Raw genomic sequence first — 2,085 nt, forward strand, 5'->3', positions numbered from 1 at the left:
GGCGTCGGAGTGCGTGCATCGCAAGGCGGAGGAGGGAGTCCATGCGGAGCATCGGCGACCGACGACAACGCGGCGAGGTGCGTGCTCCGGCGTCGCGCGCCCGGCGTGATCCGAAAGAGAGGGCCTAGACTGACCGGACCCCGTCGCCGAGCCGGCAAGGATGACGCATGATCAGGCGCCGTTCACTGCTCGCCCTCACGGGCCTGGGCGGGACCGCCGCCCTGCTGCCCGCCGCACCCGCCCTCGCCGCGCCGGTCGCTCCGACCGCCCCGCCGCGCACCATCGACCTCCCCGCGCCCACCGTCGGCCGGCCGGTCGGCACCACCAGCCTGCACCTGGTCGACCACGACCGGCTCGACCCCTTCGCGCCCACGCCCGGCCCGCGCGAGCTGATGGTGCAGCTCTGGTACCCGGCGCGCGGCACCGCCGGCCGGCCCCGCGCGCCGTACACCACCCCCCGGGTCGCGGCCGTGATCGAACAGGCCCTGCCGCTGGACCCGGGCACCCTCGGCCTGGTCCGCCCCACCGCCCGCGCCGGCGCACCCGCCCACCCCGGCCCGCTCCCCCTGCTGCTGCTCGGCCACGGCCGTAAGGGCGGGCGCAGCAACTGCACTGCTCTGGCCGAGGAGTTGGCCGCGCACGGCTACCTCGTCGCGGCTCTCGACCACACCTACGACGCCGCCGCCGTCGAGTTCCCGGACGGCCGGCTGGTGCGCAGCGTCCTGTCGGAGGAGCCACCGGACTGGGACGCCGCCGAGCGCGAGGAGATCGCCGCGCGGGTCGGCGACCTGCGCTTCGTGACCGGCCGACTGACCGGCGGCCGGCTGCCGTTCCGGGTCGACGAGGCGCGGATCGGCGTGCTCGGCCACTCCATGGGCGGAGCCGCGGCCGCCGAGGCGCTGCGCCAGGACCCGCGCTTCCGGATCGGCCTCGACCTGGACGGCGGCCTGTTCGGCTCCCCCGTCCCGGAGCTCGGGCTGGACCGGCCGTTCCTGCTGCTCACCTCGCTCGACGACCACGACACCTGGCGGCGATGGCGCGAGCACCACCACGCCTGGGGCCGCCAACTGCGCACCCTGGGCGCGGGCCACTTCAGCTTCACCGACCTGCCGCACGCCGCCGTCCCCGGCAACCTCCCGGGCCACCTGCCCCCCGAGCTCTACGCCGCCCTGCTCGGCACCATCGCCCCCGCCCGCGCCACCGCGCTCACCCGCACCTACGTCCGGGCCTTCGCCGACCGCTTCCTCCGCGACCACCCCGCCCCGCTCCTCGACGCCCCGTCCCCGCGCCACCCGGAGATCGAGTTCCGCTGGAGCCGCCGGTAGGCGTCCGACGCCTCAGGTGGCCGCCGGGTCTCGGCCGAAGAAGGCGGCGAGCCGGTCGTACGCCGGGGCGTCCTCGGGGACGTCGACGGCGGGCCCGAAGACGTGCTGCTCCTCCTCGGCGCCCCGGTACTCGGGTTTGAGCGCGCCGGCCGCCCAGGCGAGCGCGGCGAGCGCGACCTCGTGGTCCAGGCCCTCGGTGGACTGGCCGGTGGCATGGGCCAAGTCCCAGCCGTGGACGGCGAATTCGGTGGTCTGCTGGTCCACCGGGAAGCGGGCCGGGAGGGTGCCGACGCCGGGGACCTCCAGGGTGCCGCCGAGGTCGCCGGCCGCGCGCCAGGCGTCGACCAGCTCCTCCGCCCCGGCCTCGAAGGCGTGCAGCCAGTCCTCCTCGACCCGTTCGAAGGGCTGCGACCAGTCCGGCTGCCCGCCCTTCGCCCGGACGGTGAACTGCCGCAGGTCGTGCAGGAGGTGGCTGACCAGGTCCCCGACGTCCCAGGAGCGGCAGGGCGTCGGGTGGCCGGCCAGCTCGACGCCGGTGCCGTCGATCAGCCCGGCGGTCTGCGCGAGCGCCCGGGCGAGCAGCCCGATCGGGTCTTCCGCTGCGGTCATGGCACACCTCTCGGTACGGGTCCCGGTCCGGGAGCACGGGTCGTGCCGGGCGATCGTAAGCGCGTGCGCCGACAACCGCCCGGCGCGACACCGGGCCCGCCGCCGCCCGGGGCGCGCCCCGCGGATCCCTGCCGGGCCTGCGGGCTCAGCC

The 2,085-nt window shown here is 76.8% G+C and carries 2 protein-coding genes; one reads left to right on the forward strand and one right to left on the reverse strand.

Annotated features, from left to right (window positions below; genetic code table 11):
- Positions 1–167: 167 nt before the first annotated feature.
- Positions 168–1,325 (forward strand): alpha/beta hydrolase, encoded by a 1,158-nt coding sequence (locus tag ACFU7Z_RS38980; protein WP_380782893.1) that lies wholly within the window; start codon positions 168–170, stop codon positions 1,323–1,325.
- Between the two features lie 12 nt (positions 1,326–1,337).
- On the opposite strand, the gene ACFU7Z_RS38985 is transcribed toward ACFU7Z_RS38980, so the two are convergent.
- The gene (locus ACFU7Z_RS38985) at positions 1,338–1,934 is read right to left on the reverse strand and encodes a TIGR03086 family metal-binding protein (protein ID WP_380782895.1); all 597 of its coding nucleotides are present in this window, start codon (positions 1,932–1,934) and stop codon (positions 1,338–1,340) included.
- Positions 1,935–2,085: the final 151 nt, after the last annotated feature.

The sequence above is a fragment of the Kitasatospora sp. NPDC057518 genome (assembly GCF_042802075.1).
Lineage (GTDB): Bacteria > Actinomycetota > Actinomycetes > Streptomycetales > Streptomycetaceae > Kitasatospora.

Coding starts and splice junctions, on each gene's coding strand:
- ACFU7Z_RS38980 (WP_380782893.1), top strand. CDS start 168: ATGATCAGGCGCCGTTCACTGCTCGCCCTCACGGGCCTGGGCGGGACC.
- ACFU7Z_RS38985 (WP_380782895.1), bottom strand. CDS start 1,934: ATGACCGCAGCGGAAGACCCGATCGGGCTGCTCGCCCGGGCGCTCGCG.